The organism is Chryseobacterium sp. DT-167 (assembly GCF_058310155.1).
Map to the genome: position 1 here is coordinate 64,689 of NZ_JBZEEQ010000002.1, position 20,242 is coordinate 84,930.

General features: G+C 34.4%; 20 protein-coding genes. 4 read left to right on the top strand and 16 right to left on the bottom strand.

Annotated elements, in window-relative coordinates; translation table 11 throughout:
• Position 1 precedes the first annotated feature (1 nt).
• The 4 genes from coaBC to AC4FQ5_RS02685 form a co-directional block, all read right to left on the bottom strand.
• The gene (coaBC, locus tag AC4FQ5_RS02670) at positions 2–1,204 is read right to left on the bottom strand and encodes a bifunctional phosphopantothenoylcysteine decarboxylase/phosphopantothenate--cysteine ligase CoaBC (RefSeq protein WP_491140960.1); all 1,203 of its coding nucleotides are present in this window, start codon (positions 1,202–1,204) and stop codon (positions 2–4) included.
• Positions 1,205–1,329: 125 nt separating this feature from the next.
• Complete coding sequence (locus AC4FQ5_RS02675) at positions 1,330–1,653, bottom strand: DNA-directed RNA polymerase subunit omega (RefSeq protein WP_050377732.1); 324 nt, start codon at positions 1,651–1,653, stop codon at positions 1,330–1,332.
• Between the two features lie 41 nt (positions 1,654–1,694).
• Complete coding sequence (locus AC4FQ5_RS02680) at positions 1,695–2,690, bottom strand: outer membrane protein assembly factor BamD (protein WP_491140961.1); 996 nt, start codon at positions 2,688–2,690, stop codon at positions 1,695–1,697.
• Positions 2,691–2,787: 97 nt separating this feature from the next.
• Positions 2,788–3,417, bottom strand: a complete 630-nt coding sequence (locus tag AC4FQ5_RS02685; protein ID WP_491140962.1) for a TetR/AcrR family transcriptional regulator — start codon at positions 3,415–3,417, stop codon at positions 2,788–2,790.
• 97 nt (positions 3,418–3,514) lie between these two features.
• On the opposite strand from AC4FQ5_RS02685, the gene AC4FQ5_RS02690 reads away from it, so the two are divergent.
• From AC4FQ5_RS02690 to AC4FQ5_RS02705, 4 genes are all read left to right on the top strand, one after another.
• Positions 3,515–4,141, top strand: coding sequence for a TatD family hydrolase (locus AC4FQ5_RS02690; protein WP_491140963.1), 627 nt, complete (start codon positions 3,515–3,517; stop codon positions 4,139–4,141).
• Positions 4,134–4,871 carry a tRNA threonylcarbamoyladenosine dehydratase gene (locus AC4FQ5_RS02695; protein WP_491140964.1) on the top strand — a complete coding sequence of 246 codons (738 nt, stop codon included), beginning with the start codon at positions 4,134–4,136 and terminating at the stop codon, positions 4,869–4,871. The genes AC4FQ5_RS02690 and AC4FQ5_RS02695 overlap by 8 nt, the downstream gene beginning before the upstream one ends.
• On the top strand, positions 4,858–5,232 hold the full coding sequence (gene rnpA, locus AC4FQ5_RS02700) for a ribonuclease P protein component (RefSeq protein WP_491140965.1): 375 nt from the start codon (positions 4,858–4,860) through the stop codon (positions 5,230–5,232). Before AC4FQ5_RS02695 ends, rnpA begins: the two co-directional genes overlap by 14 nt.
• Before the next feature lie 269 nt (positions 5,233–5,501).
• On the top strand, positions 5,502–6,110 hold the full coding sequence (locus AC4FQ5_RS02705; RefSeq protein ID WP_491140966.1) for a DUF4126 domain-containing protein: 609 nt from the start codon (positions 5,502–5,504) through the stop codon (positions 6,108–6,110).
• A 58-nt stretch (positions 6,111–6,168) separates the two neighbouring features.
• Here the strand turns inward: AC4FQ5_RS02705 and AC4FQ5_RS02710 are convergent, their stop codons facing one another.
• The 12 genes from AC4FQ5_RS02710 to AC4FQ5_RS02765 form a co-directional block, all read right to left on the bottom strand.
• On the bottom strand, positions 6,169–8,301 hold the full coding sequence (locus AC4FQ5_RS02710; protein ID WP_491140967.1) for a DUF8458 domain-containing protein: 2,133 nt from the start codon (positions 8,299–8,301) through the stop codon (positions 6,169–6,171).
• A complete protein-coding gene (gene lptE, locus AC4FQ5_RS02715) occupies positions 8,302–8,820 on the bottom strand; it encodes an LPS assembly lipoprotein LptE (RefSeq protein WP_491140968.1) in 519 nt (172 codons plus the stop codon).
• On the bottom strand, positions 8,817–9,509 hold the full coding sequence (locus AC4FQ5_RS02720) for a hypothetical protein (protein WP_491140969.1): 693 nt from the start codon (positions 9,507–9,509) through the stop codon (positions 8,817–8,819). The genes lptE and AC4FQ5_RS02720 overlap by 4 nt, the downstream gene beginning before the upstream one ends.
• 5 nt (positions 9,510–9,514) lie before the next feature.
• Entirely contained in the window at positions 9,515–10,795 is a 1,281-nt protein-coding gene (locus tag AC4FQ5_RS02725) for a sigma-54 interaction domain-containing protein (protein ID WP_491140970.1), read from the bottom strand.
• Between the two features lie 84 nt (positions 10,796–10,879).
• Positions 10,880–11,314 carry a hypothetical protein gene (locus AC4FQ5_RS02730; RefSeq protein WP_491140971.1) on the bottom strand — a complete coding sequence of 145 codons (435 nt, stop codon included), beginning with the start codon at positions 11,312–11,314 and terminating at the stop codon, positions 10,880–10,882.
• On the bottom strand, positions 11,298–12,416 hold the full coding sequence (locus tag AC4FQ5_RS02735) for a PDDEXK nuclease domain-containing protein (protein WP_491140972.1): 1,119 nt from the start codon (positions 12,414–12,416) through the stop codon (positions 11,298–11,300). The genes AC4FQ5_RS02730 and AC4FQ5_RS02735 overlap by 17 nt, the downstream gene beginning before the upstream one ends.
• Positions 12,417–12,465: 49 nt before the next feature.
• On the bottom strand, positions 12,466–13,902 hold the full coding sequence (gene miaB, locus AC4FQ5_RS02740; protein ID WP_491140973.1) for a tRNA (N6-isopentenyl adenosine(37)-C2)-methylthiotransferase MiaB: 1,437 nt from the start codon (positions 13,900–13,902) through the stop codon (positions 12,466–12,468).
• A 151-nt stretch (positions 13,903–14,053) separates the two neighbouring features.
• Complete coding sequence (locus tag AC4FQ5_RS02745) at positions 14,054–14,587, bottom strand: hypothetical protein (protein WP_491140974.1); 534 nt, start codon at positions 14,585–14,587, stop codon at positions 14,054–14,056.
• A gap of 273 nt (positions 14,588–14,860) precedes the next feature.
• Complete coding sequence (locus AC4FQ5_RS02750) at positions 14,861–15,346, bottom strand: energy transducer TonB (RefSeq protein WP_491140975.1); 486 nt, start codon at positions 15,344–15,346, stop codon at positions 14,861–14,863.
• Between the two features lie 88 nt (positions 15,347–15,434).
• Positions 15,435–17,168 (bottom strand): thiamine pyrophosphate-dependent enzyme, encoded by a 1,734-nt coding sequence (locus AC4FQ5_RS02755; protein ID WP_491140976.1) that lies wholly within the window; start codon positions 17,166–17,168, stop codon positions 15,435–15,437.
• A 231-nt stretch (positions 17,169–17,399) separates the two neighbouring features.
• Positions 17,400–18,599 carry a diaminopimelate decarboxylase gene (lysA, locus tag AC4FQ5_RS02760; RefSeq protein WP_491140977.1) on the bottom strand — a complete coding sequence of 400 codons (1,200 nt, stop codon included), beginning with the start codon at positions 18,597–18,599 and terminating at the stop codon, positions 17,400–17,402.
• Between the two features lie 341 nt (positions 18,600–18,940).
• Positions 18,941–20,164, bottom strand: coding sequence for a 3'-5' exonuclease (locus tag AC4FQ5_RS02765; RefSeq protein ID WP_491140978.1), 1,224 nt, complete (start codon positions 20,162–20,164; stop codon positions 18,941–18,943).
• Positions 20,165–20,242 lie beyond the last annotated feature (78 nt).

A 20,242-nucleotide genomic window follows, 5' to 3' on the forward strand; every position in this document is an offset into this window, starting at 1 on the left:
ATTATTTTGAAATATGAGCTTCAATACAATCGAGTATGTCTTTTGCCACATTTTCTTTTGATTTGAGGTCGAATTCTACTTTCTCCGTTTTGGTAAATATTTTTATTTTGTTGGTGTCTTGCTTAAAACCCGCACCTTTATCCCGTAGCGAATTTAAAACAATCATATCCAGATTTTTCTTTTCTAATTTTCCTTTTGCATTTTCTTCTTCATTTTGGGTTTCGAGTGCAAATCCGACTAAAAACTGATTTGTTTTTTTCTCTCCCATCGTTTTCAGGATATCGGGATTTTTAATCAGTTCAATCGTAAAAGTATCTTCGTTTTTTTTAATTTTCTCTGAAGCGACTTCCTTTGGAGCATAATCTGCTACGGCTGCACTTGCAATTCCAATATCGATTCCATCATAAAATTCAAACACTTTGTCAAGCATTTGTTTTGCGGAGGTTACACGATGCAGCTGAATATTTTCATGTCTTGAATTTAGGGAACTTGGTCCGGAAATTAAAATCACTTTTGCACCGCGTTTTGCCGCTTCTTCAGCTAAAGAAAAACCCATTTTCCCTGAAGAATGATTTCCGATAAATCTTACAGGATCAAGTGCTTCATAAGTTGGTCCCGCTGTAATTAAAACCGTTTTGCCTTGAAGTGATTTCTTTTCATTTAAACTAAAAAAATCTTCTATCGCTTTTGAAATGGTTTCCGGCTCAGCCATTCTTCCCTGCCCGATTAATCCGCTCGCCAATTCTCCACTTTCTGCAGGAATTACTATGTGACCATAATCTTCAGCCAATTCTAAATTCTGTTTGGTTGAAGGGTGTTGATACATATCCAAATCCATTGCAGGTGCAATAAAAACAGTGCATTTTGCAGACATATAGGTTGCAATCATTAAATTGTCACAAATCCCGTGAACCATCTTGGCTAAAGTGTTTGCCGTACACGGAGCCATAATAATTACATCTGCCCAAAGTGCCAGTTCTACATGACTGTTCCAGGTACCGTTATCTCCGTAAAAATCGGTGTAAACAGGATTTTTAGATAAAGTGGAAAGACTCAGCTTTGTCACAAAATGCTCAGCTTCAGGAGACATAATGATCTGAACTTCTGCTCCCTTTTTTACAAAATCTCTGATGAGAAAATGAATTTTGTAGGCAGCAATTCCACCAGAAACAGCAATGAGAATCTTTTTCCCGGAAATATTCATGTAAATTATTTTTTAAAGTACTAAAATACTTCTTTTTTCTAAGAATGGAAACTTGTAGCAACAGCAAAGGTCATAAAGAAAATAATTTCTTTATGACCTTCATTTATAAAAAATCACCAGAGTGATTAGTTTCTCTCTTCAGTCTTTCTAAAGTACACTTCACCGTCTAGCCATTCCTGGATTGCGATAGAAGTTGGTTTCGGAAGTTTTTCGTAATGCTTTGAGATCTCGATCTGCTCTCTGTTTTCGAAAACTTCTTCCAATGTAGAATTGTGAACTGCAAACTCGTCTAATTTATTGTGTAATTCAGTACGGATTTCTGCATTGATCTGCTCAGCTCTTTTCCCCATGATAACAATAGCTTCATAGATTGACCCTACGTTTGCTTCAATCTTGTCTTTATCGTAAGTAATAGTATTTACTTCTGCTTTGGTATCTTTTACACTCATTTTCAGAAAATTATTTATTTATAAGATGGCAAATTTACGAATTATCTTTGGATTCTGAAAGTCGCTGCCGGAGGAGGTGTTGTCAATGCAGCGCTATCCCTCTGGATCTGCATTGCCTGCTTCTCGTTTGACACCTGATCTTTAATCTGCTGTTCGGTTTTTGATTGTTCAGCCAATTTATCCGCTAATTTTTTTTGTCTTGCTGTCAGTACCGCAATTCTTTCTTCAGTCTGTTTTTTTACAACTACAAAATCCTTCTTCTCCTTTTCCAGTTTCTGTCTCAAATCTACAGCTGTTTTAGAATATTCCGTATTCGGAAGTTCTTTTTCAACCTGCTTTGTGAAAGACAAGGCACTTTCGATACGTTCGTCTTTAAGATCATAAACAGAATTCTGCGCCAACAAATAACGAGACTTCATCATATAATCATAAATCTTCGGACGAAGTTTTGTACTTGGAAAATCTTCTAAAACATTTTCAAAAGCTGCATTTGTAGATTTGTAATCAGCCATTTTGAAATACTGTTTAGCATTTTCATAGGCTTTAAATTCTAATTTGTATGACAGCTCATCAATTAAAGTATTGATGTTTTTTGACCGTTCAGAATTTGGATAGTTTGTCAAGAAATCCTGAAGCTCATTGATTGCCAATTCTGTACTCGACTGATCTAGATTATAATCCATAGATCCGTTATAGTAACATAAAGCTGACATATAAGATGCTTCTTCCTTTCTGTTATCCTGAGGAAAACTTACTGCAAAGTTTTTGAACTGATGCCCGGCAAGTTTGTAGTTTTTATCGTAATAATTGGCATACGCAGAATTGAAAACCACATTCGGGGCATCATCTGTACCTGCAACAAGATTCGGAAGTCTGTCGTAAAGAGCCAAAGCATTTTTCCATTTCTTTTTAGCGAAATTTTCATTGGCGGTCTTCAGGATAAACGTTTTATCCGCGCTTTTCATCGCTTTATCTTGCTGACTTGTGCACGCCGAAATGACAGCTATGGCAAAAATACCTAAAATATATTTCTTCATATAAAATTCAACAGTTTTCGGTTTTACCGACCTATTAATTTGCAAAAATATAACTTTTTTGCTAAAAGATTTTTTTTTATGATTATTTAACGCAAAATTAGTCGGCTGCGTATCCCAAAACTGCAAAAACATTCATTAAAAGATTCATTCTTACTTTTCTTTCGGCTTCTCTGGTATATGACTCGTCATCTTTATGCGGCACATATAATTCGTAAAAGTTTTTGTTACGGATGACAAAAAGTGTAGATCCGATGATGGTTGTCAAAATATCTTCAGGTTTCGGAGTAAAAGTAAAAACTCCGGAAGTCACTCCTTTTTTGATGACTTCATCCAGTTTTTTTACAAATAGCTGGTAAAAATCTAAAAGTTCATCCTTAAGATTTTCTGTATGACGCAATTCCTGAGTAACAAAACCGTGAAAATAATTATACTTAAATAATTGAGCAACAATATATTTGATCATTTCTTTCATCTGCATTTCGGGTTTGCCGTCTTTGATGGTATCTGCAAATTCAGAAAAATTTTCTCTTGTTTTTAATACACGATATTGATAAAGATAAGACATCATCTTTTCTTTGGATCCAAAATAATAGGAAATCATCGCCACGTTGATGTTGGCTTTCGAACATATATCTCTTACCGAAGTGCCTTCGTAGCCCTTTTTAGCAATCAATTCTTCGGCTATATCTAATATATGGATCTGTTTGTCTGTAAATTTCTTCCCCACGTGTGTGTTGTTTTAGTAAAGTTAAGAAATTTTTAACGTATTGATAAACGAACGTTTAATAATTTTTAGCGAACTTTTATTTGTTGTATTTTTGATTATGGATTTTTTTGATTTTCATCATCACAAGAAAAATATAAAATATGGAATTTACAATCTGGATATTGAAAGTATACCTCCAAATTCCCTTTATTCCATAGGCATTCATCCTAAAGACATTCAAATTGAAAACACTGATAATCAATTTAAATGGTTAAAATCTATTATTAATAAAAATTGTTTTGCCATTGGAGAATGCGGTTTGGACGGATTGGTTTCCGTAGATATAAAAATTCAGGAAGAAGTTTTTTTAACACAGATTCAACTGGCGAATGAACTTAAAAAACCTTTGATTATTCATTGTGTACGAAGGTTTTATGAAGTGATTTCATTCAGAAAAAAATCTGAACAGGCAATGATCATTCATGGCTTTAATAAAAAACAAAGTGTTGCAGATGATCTTCTGAAGAATAATTTTTATCTGAGTTTTGGGAAAGCTGTTTTGTATCATCTATCTTTGCAGAATACTTTGAAAACAGTTCCTTTAGATAAACTCTTTTTAGAAACTGATAATGATGATTTTAACATTGAAGAATTGTATCAGAAAGTTTCAGAAATCAAAGAAATCTCAATAGAACGACTTCAACAACAGATTGTAGAAAATTTAGAAACGATAAAAAATGGATAAATTTTGGCTGGAAAGAACGGAACTTCTGATCAAAGAAGAAGGCATTGAAAAACTAAACAATGCAACTGTTCTCGTGGTAGGTTTAGGCGGTGTAGGATCTTTCGCTGCTGAGTTTCTGGCAAGAGCCGGAATTGGAAAAATGACCATTGTAGACGGCGACACCGTAGACATTACGAATATCAACCGACAGCTTCCTGCCCTTCATTCAACCGTAGGGAAACATAAAGTGGAAGTAGTTGCCGAAAGACTCATGGATATTAATCCTCAACTGGATTTAGTGAAAATCAACGAATTTCTAAATCCCGAAAGGATGGCTGAAGTTTTAGACGCAGGTAAATTTGATTATGTTTTAGACTGTATCGACAGCATCACGCCAAAGGTGAGCTTAATCATTGCTGCCAAACGAAGAAAAATCAAAATCGTAAGCTCAATGGGAGCAGGCGGAAAATCTGATCCTTCGAAAGTGATGGTGAGAGACATTCACAAAACTGCAGAATGTCATCTAGCAAAACAAGTAAGAAAAAGGCTGAAAAAAGAAAAAATTGACAAAGGAATCCGTTGTGTTTTTTCAAGTGAAATTCAGGACGAGAGCAGCCTGAAAATGACTGACGGAAGCAATTATAAAAGATCTTTCTACGGAACAATAAGCTTTATTCCTGCCATTTTCGGATTGTATGCTGCTGCGGAAGTCATCAATCAATTAGTGAAAAAGACGGATGCAGAACTTTAAATATCCTAAAGCGGAAAAACTCAAGAAAAAAGATGAGATTACTTTGCTTTTTGAGAAAGGCAAGTGGAAAAACACTGGAAATCTGAGAATCATCATCCTGAAAAATCATCCTGATCTTTTGACAGAGAATGTCAGACTGGGCGTTTCCGTTTCTAAAAGATATTTTAAAAAAGCAGTTCACAGAAACCGTATCAAAAGACTTTTGAGAGAATGTTATCGTTTGAATAAAGAGCTATTCAAGGAATCTTTCGGAGATAAAACGACCGCAATGTTGTTTTGGGTTTCCCCGGAATTGCCTAAAAATTTTCAGGAGGTTGAGGCGCAGTTTATTAAATTGTGTCAGTCGCAGAAGAGGGCTTGAGTTTTTCGCACGGATTGAACAAATTTCATATTTATTTAATTTTAATTTATTCTAGCAGATTGAGCGGATTTTGCAAATTTCATTCAGAAAAAAAGACTCTTAAAATAAGCGTTGTTGAGATTCCGGAATGACAAACATATCTTAAAAATATCTAAATTGTATTAAACTATACTTTTAAAAGCAACTTTTGCCACTTCGAAGTTTTGTAAGAAATTCTAATAATCTTTTATAATTTTTTGTAGCTTTAAGCAAACAATTGACGAATAAAAATGTTAGATCAAGTTCCTTATTTACCTTATGTTCTGAGTGCTTTCATCGGCATTGGTTTGGCGGCGGCTTCAGGTTTCAGAGTATTTTTACCGATGTTTGCGGTAAGTTTAGCGTCTTATTTTCACTGGATTCCAATGAGTGAAAGTTTTGAATGGCTTTCGAGTTTACCTGCATTAATCACGACCGGAATTGCCATGATTGCAGAAATTTTAGCCTATTATATTCCTTTTGTTGATCATTTGCTCGATACGATTTCGATACCGATGGCTACAGTTGCAGGATCAATACTATTTGCAAGTCAGTTTACCGAGTTGGGAACGTTTCCACAATGGGCTTTGGCATTGATTGCGGGTGGCGGAACAGCAGCGACAATCAGTTCCGGGTTTGCGGGAATTCGGGCAGCTTCTACGGCAACAACTGGCGGACTGGGAAATTCTGTAGTCGGAACCACCGAAACAGCAGGAGCAGGAATCATGTCTATTTTAGCAATGGCAGCGCCTTTTATTGCAGCAGTTTTTGCAGTAATCACTTTGATTCTCGTCATTGTTTTCGGCCGAAAAGCCTGGAAAAAATTGAGAAAAAGAAAACAGTTGAATTCTACAGACTGATAAAAAACAAAACGGCAGAAATTGAATTTTGCCGTTTTAATTTTAGTATAATCAAAGTTTAATTTTTGTTTCTGTTGTCTTTGATTTCCTGAATTTTCGCTTCAAAATATTCTTTTCTGTCAGGAAATTTATTAGATAAAACTAAAAATGCATTGACTGCTTTTGAATATAGTTTTTGTTCGATATATAAATTAGCCAAAGTCTCTGTCATCAGGTGCGAAATATCGTCGGTTTTTTCTTTAACAACGAAATTGACCTCATCTTTTAGCTGACTGATTTTCGGATTATTTTCAATAAATGATTCGATCACTTTATTTTTAATCTCAGTTTTATCAACAGGAGTTTCTTCAGCCCGATCTATTTTCAGCCAGCTTTGCCATGTATTGATAAATCCGGGAACATTGCTGTCATCAATCTTTTGCTGAGCAATTTTTGCCTCCTCTTCTTTGGCATCTGCTTTTTCTTTCTGGTCAGATTTATAGGATAAACCTAAACTCGCAATATCAGATCCGAAAAACGAAACATTCATCACAGGAGCTTCGCCACTTTGTTTTTCAGGAGTTTCTTCTGCTTCAGTTTCTTCCACCTCATCATAATCATCCAAATTATCAACATCTTCAGTGGTCTTTTTAACTTGAATTTCTTTTGGAATCTCTTCAACTATTGGTTCAGGTTTTGGAGCTTCTTCAACTTTCTGAATCTCTGGTTGAGAAACTTCAATTGCCTTTTCTAATAAAGAATCGGGACGACTTACTTCAAAATTCATCGGTTTCCAGGTGGAATTTACCCGTGTTTCCGGTTCTGAAATATTTTCTTTAGCATTGATATTTTCTTCAGCCTTTTCTTCCTCAAGTTTCTCCTCAACAATAAACTCGGCTTCTTTTACAACTACTTCTTCTGCTGTTTTTTGTTCTTCACCTACATGAAATGCCTGAGTTTCGGCAAAACTGATGTTGTGATTGATTTCCTCGTCTTCAATTTCTAATCTTTCAGGAGTACTTTCTTTTCTTTCTTTCATTCTTTTCTCCACTTCTTCAATCAAACGGCGCATTTCATCTTCATGCTTGTTGATATTCGACTTTGGAGTTTGAGACGGTGTGCTTTCTTCGGTTTTAGTTGATTCTATTTTCACTTCCGGAAGGAAAGAATCTGTTCCGTGAAAGCTTAATTCAGCAGTATCATTGATTTTTTCAGAAATCTGTTCTGATTCAATTTTTTCTTCTTCAATAATTAATTCAGGGTTTAAAACTTCAGTAATTTGCTCTGCATTATTTAAATCAGATTGAGTATTTTCATCATTCGGAATTTCTGTTTCAGCAGAGAAAGATTCCACTTTTTGAAAGCTTATTTCAGCTTCATCATTTACTTTTTCTGAATCTATTTTATCTTCATCAATGATAACTTCGGAGTCTGGAGTTTCGGGTTCTTCAGTTTTATCTAAATCAGATTCAGGTAAAATTTCTTCTAAATTTAGTTCAGCATTATCTGTAATTTCTTCAACCTGAGTTTCTGAAACAACAGGAATATTATCAACCATTTCCTCAGAAGAAGTTTCTGCTAACTCTTCAGCAACAATTGCCTCTTCTTCATCAGATTCAGTCACGTTATTTTGATTGGAAACAGATTTATGAGTTATGATTACACCTGATTCTAACGTAGATTCAAGATCAATAACTTCATTATTATCTTCATCAAGGAAATTTTCTTCACCCTCAAATAAAATCCTGTTTCTTTCACCACCAACAATAAGATGCTTTATTTCAGGCTTTTCAGCAATTAACTTTTCGGAAACAGCTTCATAATCATGATCAGAAAAGCTTTTGGCAGCATTTCTTACAGAATTTTCTTCCGGGAGAGTTTCATCCTGTGAAATATTCTCTTTTTCTGTAGTCTGAGCTTCGTCTGTTTTTTCAGAAATATTTTCCTGAACAGGCTCAATAACGGGAGTTTTTAACTGAATTTTACCGTTAATAAGCTGATACAAAATCTTCTTATCTGTGGTATATGCAGCCGTGGAAGAAAGCACTTTCTGATAGTTTTCTTTATCATAAAGATGAACTCCATAAAGATGTAAAGCTCTGATATTCTGAATATATGGAAAAGAATTAATTTCCGCCTTCAAAAGATTGAGATCTTCTGACTGAATGTTTTTCGGATTTTTTAATAATTCTAAAACTCTAGTATTTATCATTTACCAATTTGCTACGATGTCGTTAAAAATTTTGTTGATAATTCTGTCGGTCGCAATTTTCACCTGAGATGTCTCTATCTGGCTTTGAGATAAACTGCTGTTAAAGACTGCTTCATCGCTGTAAGTTCTGTCGAAACTCACATCAGGATGCAGTTTGTTTTCATAATGTACTTTTACAGTGATGGTCAGTTTGTTCTGAGAATCCTGAATCACTCCCGCAGAAGTATTTTGAGTTGTAGAACTGATCGTGGTGGGAGTAATTGAATAATCAGTAATTTCACCTTCGATCAGAATATCAGGATTTTGTTTCGTTCCTTTCAGAGTGGTACGCTGTAAAAATCTGTTTTGGATATCTGTTGAGAACTGTTGTGATAATGTAGGATTTACCAATGCTGAATTATTGGGAAATTCGTTGATCTGCACAGTTTTTTCATCGGTTAGAGATGAACCTGTAAACGAGTAACACTGATGAAACAGTGTAAGAATGATCATCCCAAAAACAACTTTTATCTTACTCATATTCCTGTTTTTTGATTTTGAGTATCGAGTACGTCTTTATAACTTATATATTTAATGCAAATTCCCACAGGTATTGTAAATAATATCCCTATTCCACATATGATAACACCTAATTGAGAGATGATTCCAACAATGAGACTGAAAATAAGAATCATGAAAAAATTCTTTTTTGCAATTTTCCATGAAAGTGAATACGCTTGTCTTACACTTTGAATTTTATATAAAGATATAATTGGCTGCACAAAATAAAGTGAAACCGTGAATGCAAATAAGAATAATATAAACAATAAAAACCATATTCCCATACCTCCTATAATCATTGCCACATTTATATTTTCACCCGTATCTTTGGCTGCAACAATAAGTGGAATAACAGTAAACTGCACCGGAATCATTAAAATAACAACTGCGAAAAGAATCAGGAAAAACAATTTAAAATACATCCAAAAGTCTGTAAAATCAAAAATATCTCCTGCCTGAACAGAGTGCCCTTCATCTACTTTTTTACAAATTTTATAAAAATTTCCAATAGCTAAAAGACTGCAAAACGGAATAAAACTCATTATAATTGCAAGTAATGTTGCAACAATAAACCCTCCAATATCTTTTTTAAAGAGCGCAAATCCGTCAGAAATATAATTTCCAATTTTAAAATCGTATCCCTGATTAATTATTTTATCAAAATTCATTATGTTTAGTCTTCTAAGTTATATTGTTTTATTTTCCTGTATAAAGTTCTTTGCGAAATTCCAAGCTCATCTGCTGCTCTGTTTCTTCGTCCGTTATGTTTCTCTAAAGCTTTTATAATTAAATCTTTCTCATTATTCTGAAGAGATAAAGATTCCGGTCTGTTTTCTTCTACTTCGATGTCTTCAAAATCTTCATAATTGTCATCAGAATTTGAAATAATGGTTGGATTCTGAACATTTTGATTATTATTTTCAAAAAACAAAAGTGAATTGGGACTTGCATTCTGCTGCGGTTCGGGTGTATAAATTCTGTTGATCAGATTTTTCTCCTGATTGCTCAGGTCTGCCGCACCTCTGTTTTTTATCAATTCCGAAGTTAAGGATTTTAAATCATTAATATCATTACGCATATCGAAGAGAATTTTGTACATGATTTCTCTTTCGTTACCAAAATCAGTTTGTTTCTGTGTATTCGGATTATTAACGATCATCGGCAAATGAGAATCCATCGGAATATATTCTGCCAATTTTGCCACCGTCACATTCCGGTCGGTCTCTACAACCGTCATTTGCTCAACCAAATTTCTAAGCTGTCTCACATTTCCGGGGAATGCGTAATTTTCAATGTAATGAACTGCGCTTGCCTCAAGATGCAACTCGGGCATTCTGTATTTTTCGGCAAAATCAATCGCAAACTTTCTAAAAAGCAGATGAATATCACCTTTCCGCTCTCTTAAAGCTGGCATATCAATTTGTACGGTATTTAGACGGTAAAACAAATCCTCACGGAATCTATTGTCCTGAATCGCCTTCATCATATTAACATTAGTTGCTGCAACGATTCTCACATTGGTTTTCTGAACCTGAGAAGAACCCACTTTCATAAACTCACCACTTTCTAAAACTCTCAATAAGCGAACCTGAGTCTGCAAAGGTAATTCACCAACCTCATCCAAAAAGATGGTTCCGCCATCTGCGACTTCAAAATACCCTTTTCTGGTTGCTGTTGCGCCTGTAAAAGCACCTTTTTCGTGTCCGAACAGTTCGGAGTCGATGGTTCCCTCAGGAATTGCGCCGCAGTTTACAACAATGTAAGGCTGATGTTTTCTTTTTGATTCTGAATGAATGATTTTTGGGATAAATTCTTTCCCAACACCACTTTCTCCGATGACCAAAACGGAAATATCGGTAGGTGCTACTTGTATCGATTTTTCTAATGCACGATTTAAAGCCGGAAAATTTCCGATAATTCCAAAACGTGCTTTTATAGATTGTAAGTCTGCCATTTTCTTGATTTAAAGATTAAAAAAAATTAGAGATTTTTGAAATTGATGGATAACTCTATTTAAGATTTCTCATCATAATTGTTTCTAAGTCTTATTTTTTAACTCTAAATCATCTTTATTTCTAATTTTCGCAACTTTACTTTTGAAATAAATGTTTTCAGCAAAATCGTTCTCGTTGCTTTGTTTCTCGAAGTTTTCCAGGATTTTATAATATCTATCCTCCTTAGAAAAATTATCTGATTTTTTATTATATAAGCTGTTTTGTTGTTTCCCTAAATTAAAATTTGCGATAATATCAACCGCTTTGTTCTTATTATTTATTGCAAAACTGCGAGTTGATTTTTCTTTTAAACAAAACTCTTTTGAGGTTTCAGACTCGTATTTTAAAAACTGACTGTAAATTTTGTAAAACTGCTTACAGTCAATATTTTTTATAGATTCATTGTTTGAATGTGCCGAAATATTACTGCAGACTATTACCAATAATACACTCAGGCAATATTTATGTAGTTTTTCCATTGTCTGAGTTTAATATTTTAATAAAATCTTCTTTGCTTGGTAAAACAGTCATGTATTTACTTGCAAAAATCTGCTCATTATCTTCAGGCAAAGTATATCGAACCAAGGCTTCGCTTTTATCCTGACAAAGAATAATTCCTATAGTTTTATTCTCATCTTTTAACTTTACTTCTCTATCATAATAGTTTACATACATCTGCATTTGACCAATGTCTTGATGTTTGAGTTCACCAATTTTTAAATCAATTAATACAAAACATTTTAGAATTCTGTTATAAAAAACTAAATCAATCTTAAAATGCTTCTCGTCAAAAGTAATTCTATTTTGTCGTGCAACAAATGTAAACCCTGTTCCTAATTCTAAGAGAAAATGTTGTAATTTATCAATCAAGCCACTTTCTAAATCATTTCCAGAATAGTTTGATTGTTCCGGCAAACCAAGAAATTCTAAGATATACGGATCTTTGATCAGATCTTTTGGTTTTTCAAAAATTTGCCCTATTTCTGAAAGCTGAATGATTTCTTCTTTATTTTTGCTTAAAGACAATCTTGTGTATAATGCTGAATCGTATTGTCTTTGCAGTTCTCTTAAGCTCCAATTGTTTTTAAAGCTTTCAATCTCGTAGAATTTTCTTTCATTGATGTCTTTTATTCGCATCAGCTTTAGATAATGTGACCAAGATAGATTGAATTGAACAGCCGGTGTCTGTTGAATTTGAGATAAGTTAGATGATGCGTTAAGAACTATGGGTTCGAATTCCGCAGACAGTGTCTTCGGAATTCTATTGTTTAAAATTTCTGATTGTGCAGACGGTGTTTGCGGAATTGAATAAGACAAATAAAATTGTCTCATTTGCTCTAAATTTCTTTGGGAAAAGCCTTTTCCGAACTTCTTAGTTAAATGCGAGGACAAATCTTTAAGTAAATATTTCCCATATTCCGCACGGTTTTCACCATTTTGCTCGTCTTCTACAATCATTCTGCCAATCTCAAAATAGGTAAGCACCATTGTCTGGTTAACAGCAATAGCAACTCTTTTTCTGGCATTATCTAATAATGCAGAAATATTTTGAAGGAGTTCGTTTGATTGCAGATTACTCATTTTCTATTTAAAAATAAATTTAAAACTTAAATAGTTTAAAACTTTAAAATTATTTTACTGTTTCCCCTAAAAGTGTGCCCTGTGTATTACCAAATACAAAAACATCCACAATGTCACCCAATTTCTGACCTTCAAGCATATCAAAAACACAAACTGCGTTTTGAGAGTTTCTGCCTTTCCACTGGTTTTTATTTTTCTTTGAAATTCCTTCAATCAAAACACTATGAACTTTACCAACATAACCCTGCATTCTTTTTCTTGACAACTCGCCCTGTAAAGCGATAACTTCTGCTAAACGTCTTTGTTTGACATCGGCAGGAATATTGTCTTCCATTTTTTTGTGGGCCGGAGTTCCCGGTCTTTCAGAGTAAGAAAACATATAACCGTAATCATATTCTACTTCTCTCATCAAACTTAATGTATCTTGATGATCTTCTTCGGTCTCATTACAGAAGCCGATGATCATATCCTGTGAAAACGAAATATCGGGAACGATTTCTTTCGCTTTTCTAATTAACTCTAAATATTCTTCACGGGTATGCTGTCTGTTCATGGCTTCAAGCATTCTGTTGCTACCGCTCTGTACCGGCAAATGACAGTAATTGCAGATGTTATCATGCTTTGCCATTGTTCTGAAAACATCAAGGCTCATATCCTGAGGATTGGATGTTGAAAATCTGATTCTCATCTGAGGAACGGCTCTTGCAACCGAGTCTAAAAGTTTTGCAAAATCGACAGCTGTTGCTTTCTGCATTTCTGATGCTTTGGCAAAATCTTTTTTGGGACCGCCTCCGTACCAAAGGTAAGAGTCAACATTTTGACCAAGGAGCGTAATTTCTTTATACCCGCTTTCCCAGAGACTTTTGCATTCTTCCAAAATAGAATGTGGATCACGGCTTCTTTCTCTACCTCTTGTAAAAGGAACTACACAGAATGTACACATATTATCGCAACCTCTTGTGATCGTCACAAAAGCAGTCACACCATTTCCTCCTAAACGAACGGGATTAATGTCTGCATAAGTCTCTTCTTTCGACAGAATTACATTGATGGCATCTCTTCCGTCTTCAGTTTCTTTTAAAAGATTGGGTAAATCTCTGTATGCATCCGGACCTACGACTAAATCAACAAGTTGTTCTTCTTCTAAAAATTTAGTTTTAAGCCTTTCAGCCATACAACCTAAAACACCAACGGTCATGTTGGGTCTTTCTTTTTTTAGATTTTTGAACTGTGCAAGACGCATTCTTACGGTCTGCTCAGCTTTTTCACGGATAGAACAAGTATTTAATAAAATCAGATCTGCTTCCTCAACTTTCAGCGTGGTATTATAACCCTGATCATTAAGAATAGAAGCTACAATTTCAGAATCAGAGAAATTCATCTGGCAACCATAACTTTCTAAAAATAGTTTTTTAGAATTCCCCGTTTTCTCAGCAATGGCAAAAGCCTCACCTTGTTTTGTTTCGTCTATATATTTTTCCTGCACGATAAGTCTGTTTTGGGTTTAAAACTTAATATCCAAAAATAAATTTTGAATGATAATTTTAATCTCGTTGAATTTGCAAAGATACAAAATATTGTGACAGAATGTCAGAAAAGCAATTGTAGTTTAAATAAATGAATTACAAGAAATCTTATTAATTTGCGGTAAACTTAATCGGCATTCTAAAAACCTGCTTTACCGGTACGCCCTTATAATAACCTGGCTTCCAATATGATTTCTTTGTATTTGATGCGCATTTTACAACCATCTCATTGAACTTATCTAAATTTGACTGATTCTCTATGTAAAAAAAACCTGCATCTCCACTGGTATCAACATCAAAGTTTAATACGAAAGAGTAATCTATATTTGAGCGGTAACCATTTACATCAAAACACTTAGCAAAATTCTCTCTAAATTTCATAATATCACTTTCTTTGTCACGATACATATAAATGGGCATTGAAAAATCTTTCTCACCTTCATGATTAAACAGGAGATCATCTGAAAAAAGATTACAAAACATTGCGGGTGTTTTTTTTCCATCCAATTCAGCTGGCTTCCAATTATCAGTATGCTTTATTAATTCGAGAATCTTATTTTTCATACATTTATTATTTTCAACTGCTTTCAAATCGGCATCTGCAACATATTTTACCTTATGATCCGGATAAACAATAAATCTCATAAATAAAGCCTCTGTTTTTTCACACGGCTTTATATTATTTTTAACAACAACTTGCTGAATTTCCCTGATAAAATTTTCCCGTCCTCCTTCATAAAAATCCTGCCCTTTCGGATAATTGTATAAGACCTGCGCATTCATATAGCCGAAAAAAAACAATAGTGCAAAAGAAAAAACTCTAAATATCATATTAAAAATTTAAGAACAGTTTGAAAAATTATTGAGCTAAAATAAAGAATTAAACTATATTTCTATCATCTTTAATAGCCTACCGCTTTAAAGGTCTGTTGCAACAGATGAAAAATTCATTTTTATCTTAATTTGTGAAGCAGTAGGCTGTCCATTGCAGCTTGCCGGAGACCAGCTTTTCTTAATCCTTCTCACAACATACTGCATATCATCAAAAAAAACTTCACTGTTTAAAACCTTCGGTGAACCCTCCACATCAGTTACTTTCCCGGCAGCATCGATGGTTAGTTTAAAAGTAAACTCACCTGCCAAAGTATAATAATCTGAGTTCAGATAATTAAACATATATTTTCTCAAAACCTCTCTGTACGATGCAACACCTCCTTCGAAACCTGCGGGTTTAAAATCATTACAATCTTTTAGTGCTATTTGCAGAAATGGTTCCCGGATATTTATTTTTAAAAGATTCTTATTATTTTCAACAATAAAGGAGTCATCTCTGTACTCAAGATCATCCTGTGCAGAAAAGACATTAAAAGCAAAAAATGCGAATAGTAAAATTAAATTTTTCATAACTTTTTATGTTAAAATTCTGGAACAAATATAATCAGATGACCGACAAGAACAAAAGGTATCTAAAAATGAAGTACTTATATGGATACTACAATAATTCCTGAATGTGCTTATAATTGCTTTTTACAGTATCTAAAGCCTCTTTCATTTTTCCTCCCAACATCAGCTGAGCCATAGATTTTGTCATCCCGATTACTTGCTCAAATTCAATTTTCGGAGGAAGAGCCAGTGCATTTGGATTGGTGAAAATATTTAAAAGGTAAGGTCCGTCATGATTTAAACATTCTGTGATCGCACCTGCAACTTCTTCCGGCTTATGAACATTTTTTCCGGGATAGCCCATCGCTTGTGCAATCATTGCAAAATCAGGATTGATCATATCCGTTTCGTTATCAGGCATTCCTCCGACTTCCATTTCAAGTTTTACCATACCAAGACTTCTGTTATTAAAAACAATCAGTTTGATTGGAAGTTTATATTGAAATATTGTTGCCATATCACCCAAAAGCATCGACAAACCTCCGTCGCCACACATCGCAATAACCTGTCTTCCCGGATATGCCAAAGAAGCTCCGATTGCCATCGGCATCGCATTCGCCATAGATCCGTGGTTGAAAGATCCCAGCATTTTTCGTTCGCCTGTTCCGGTAATGAATCTTGCGCCCCAAACGCAACACATTCCTGTATCTACAGTGAAAATTGCATCTTTTTTAGCGATTTGATCTAAAGTATGTGCAACATATTCCGGCTGAATAGCGTCTTCTTTTCCGAATTCTTTCACATAAGTCAATTGATGTTCTTTTACTTTTCCGTAAAATTCTAATTGTTGATTGAGGAAATTTGCATCTGTTTTTTCATTAAGCAATGGAAGTAAAGCTTTGATTGTTTCTTTCACATCACCTGCAAGACCCAATTCTAATTTAGCCCTTCTTCCCAATCTTTCAGGACTCTCATCAATCTGAACGATTTTATTTTTTACAGGCATAAATTTCTCGTAAGGAAAATCTGTCCCCAGAAGGAGAACAAGATCTGCTTCGTGCATTGCGTGATATGCAGAAGGCAAACCTAAAAGCCCGGTCAGCCCTACTTCATTTGGATTGTTTGGCTGTATTGCCATTTTTCCACGGAATGAGTATCCTACAGGAGCTTTTAAAAATTTAGCTAATTCTACAACCTCAGCATTTGATTTTTCGGCACCGATACCACAGTAAATTGTTACTTTTTTGCTGTCATTAATCAAAGTTGCCAATTGATTTAATTCTTCATCTGACGGACGAATCACTGGATTTGTTTTAAAAATCTGAGTGGAGGTCGTTGTTTCTTCAGCATCAAGCTCAGAAACATCACCCGGAAGACCGATCACCGCAACACCTTTTTTAGAAATCGCGTGCTGAATCGCAGTTTGTAATGTTCTCTGAACCTGTTCGGGTCTTGTAATCATCTGATTGTAATAACTGCAGTCGTCAAAAAGTTTTATCGTATTGGTTTCCTGAAAATAATCCATGCCCATTTCATTGCTTGGAATCGTTGATGCAATCACCAACATCGGAACGTGGGATCTGTGCGCTTCATAAACCCCATTAATCAAATGAACATGACCGGGACCGCAACTTCCTGCACATACCGCAAAGCCATCCAGTTCTGCTTCAGCAGCGGCGGCGTATGCGCCAACTTCTTCATGTCTTACATGAATCCATTCAATGCTACTTTTCTTTACAGCGATATTTAAATGATTGAGACTGTCACCAGTTACGGCATATATTCTTTTGACATTAGCGTTTTCGAGCATTTCAACAATCTGCTCTGCAATATTTTTAGCCATAATTAATATTTTGTTTAAATTAATGTCTACTGTGAAAAATAGAATAGGAAAATCAACTTATCCTTCATTCTGCTCAAATCGTTTATTGAACAATCAAATTTAGTCATAATCGATTCTTAATGAAATAATACACCTATATTTTCTTTTGAAGGTACAGCAAAAAATACTCCGCAATTTCTTGCGGAGTATGATTTATATTTATTTAAAACTATTTTATCAAACAATACAGACTTACAATACTTCAATCTGATTTCTCAAAAGATCCTCAAACTCATCTCTCTTTCTGATCAAATGTGCTTTCCCGTCTAAGAAAAGAACTTCGGCAGGTTTTAGTCTAGAATTGAAATTTGTACTCATTTCAAAACCGTAAGCTCCCGCTGTATGGAACGCCAGAACATCACCTTCTCTTACCTCATTCAATTTTCTGTCCCAGGCGAAAGTATCAGTTTCACAGATATTTCCCACTACGGTATAAATTCTTTCAGCACCTTTCGGGTTTGATAAATTTTCGATCGTATGGTAAGAATCATAGAACATCGGACGGATCAAATGGTTGAATCCTGAATTTACTCCTACAAAAACCGTTGCCGTTGTCTGCTTAATAACATTCGCTTTCACCAATAAATAACCACATTTTCCTACAAGGAATTTCCCCGGCTCAAACCAAAGTTCAAATTTCTTTCCTGTTTCTTTAGAGAAATCTGAAATTGCTTTCTCGACTTTCTTTCCAAGAGCTTTTACATCAGTCTCCATATCGCTTTCCTGATAAGGAATTTTGAATCCGCTTCCCATATCCAGATATTTCAGATTCGGGAAATGTTCAGACAATTCAAGCATAATTTCAAGAGCCTGTAAAAACACTTCAGGATCTTTAATTTCGCTTCCAGTATGCATATGAAGACCTTCTACATTCAGATTGGTGCTTTTCATTACTCTTTCGATGTGACGCATCTGGTGAATAGAAATACCAAATTTCGAATCGATATGTCCTGTAGAAATTTTGTGATTTCCACCTGCATAAATGTGCGGATTGATTCTCACAAAAATCGGATATGTATTTCCGTATTTATTCCCGAACTGCTCAAGAATTGAGATATTGTCAATGTTAATATGAACTCCGTGCTGCATTGCTTCTTCGATTTCAGCCAAATCAACACAGTTGGGAGTGAATAATATTTTTTCTTTGGGAAACCCTGCCTTTAAACCTAATTTTACCTCACTGATTGATACGCAATCCAAAGAAGCACCCAGATTCTTTATGTATTTTAAAATATTGATGTTCGTTAAAGCCTTTGCAGCATAAAAGAACTTGGTGTGTTTTAAAAAAGAAGATGTAAGCTTTTCGTATTGAGTTTTGATTGATTCAGCGTCATAAACGTACACCGGTGTGCCAAATTCCTGGGCAATCTTTAATAATTCTTTTGGATTCATAATTTTAATTTAACATAAAAAAAGGCAGATTCTTCGAAAAGAGTCTGCCACATTACTTATTTTTTTATGCAAGGCAACTCTTTTAGGTATTCCAAACCTTTGAAAACTTTACAGCTCCCTTTTTCCCGGTTTGATTTTGTTTAAATTTTTGCATTGCTTATTTTATTCTTTTGCAAAAGTACTATTTATTTTTTTACTTCAGGAATATTAATGACAATGTCTCTGAACCAACAAATAAACGAACCTTATAAAATCTACTATTATAATTTGAAATTCTGGCAAATGTTGATACTCAATACAAGAGTCCTTAATAATTTTTTACTAATCATTGTTTTGCTTTTTTATTTCGGTAACGGTAAGGTTTCGAAATCACCACGCAACAATGCCAATTGCAATTCATTATTCAAATCTGCGGTCGAAAGAGGCAAGTCTAACTTTAATTTTGAGATTTTACTTAAAGTCTGAATTTGGGTGAATAAATCATAAAAACCATAGGATACAACTCTTCCGTTCTCGATAATAAGGAATAATTTTTCACCTAATTTTCTTCCTGCACCCAACCAAAGTTCGTTTCTTTTTTTGAAATCTATTTTCTTTTTAAAAACTTCAACATCAGCAAATTCTTCAATTTTCCCGATAAACTGTACCGCTTTTGAACCTTGAGTAAACGATCTGAATTTCAGGATCGGCTTTTCCTGTTTGTTGAGTGTGTTTTTTTCAACGATATATTTATTATTTCTAAAATAAAGCCCGAATGGAAGCGTTTCTCTTTTCTTGATGTTTTTAGAATTCTGAATTAATTTGGCAATGATGTCAGTTCCGGTCAATTCAAAATTTATCTGCTCCACATTTTTCTGAATCTCAATAAATTTCTTTGATTTTGAATTGAAAAGCTTTTTAGAAAACCGGTTGATATCCTGAACATAATCAGAGAAAATGATTTTCCCGGATTCGTTCTGAAAATAAACAAACCCTTTTTCGCCTGGCAAATCCTGGGTTAAAAGCTTGATTTTGTTGATGTAGGTTTTAGCATTTGTTTCCTCATGCTGCTCCTGAATAATTTCATTATCGGTATCTTTTGAAACCAAAAGTTTAAACAATTCCAGAGTTGCTCTTGCATCACCTTCTGCACGATGAGCATTCACCAAAGGAATCCCTAATGATCTCACAAGTTTTCCCAAAGAATAACTTACCTCATCAGGAATCAGTTTTTTCGCTAAAGGAATCGTATCTAAAGTATTGATTTTAAAATCATAACCAAGCCTTTGAAAAGACTGACGAAGCATCCTGTAATCAAAATCGATATTGTGACCAACCAATGTTGTGCCTTCCGTAATTTCTATAACTCTTTTAGCCAATTCATGAAATTTCGGGGCAGTTTTCACCATATTTGGTGTAATATTGGTCAGTTTTTGAACAAAAGGAGTGATGTCGCTTTCAGGATTGACAAGAGAAATAAACTGGTCGACAATTTTATGACCATCATATCGGTAGATGGCAATATCTATAATGCATTCCTTCCTGAAACCTGCACCATTACTTTCTATATCTATAATTGAATACATTTTAATCTTACCTGAGCTTATCAAAAAATGAATACTTTTCTGAAAATGCTATTTATAAAAATGAAATTTTGCTAAAAT